The organism is Vibrio sp. 10N.222.55.C6 (assembly GCF_041473395.1).
GTDB classification, from domain to species: Bacteria; Pseudomonadota; Gammaproteobacteria; order Enterobacterales; family Vibrionaceae; genus Vibrio; species Vibrio crassostreae_C.
Map to the genome: position 1 here is coordinate 1 of NZ_JBFRSD010000582.1, position 263 is coordinate 263.

1 pseudogene is annotated in these 263 nt (G+C 46.8%); it reads right to left on the bottom strand.

Annotation, left to right across the window (positions count from 1 at the left end):
• Positions 1-263 (bottom strand): annotated as a pseudogene (locus AB4486_RS25190) (glycosyl transferase); the annotation flags it as partial.

Consider the following 263-nt stretch of genomic DNA (forward strand, 5'->3'; position numbering starts at 1 on the left):
CATAATCACAGTCCTCACAAAGGACAATCTCTTCATCGAAACCACCGATCTCTTCATGTGCTCTTTTGGTTGAGAAAATACACGCGCCAATCGCGGTCGGGAAAAAGAACTGCGTCGCAAATAAGCCCGCATTAAACAGCCCATAACCGAGTTTATGAACCAGTGGCAGCCCTTTTGAACTCATGTATACGCCAGCAACTTCAAGCTTGTTCTCTTCTAACTCATAAAGCGCCTTCGCAAGGAAGTTACGAGGCAGGCTTACG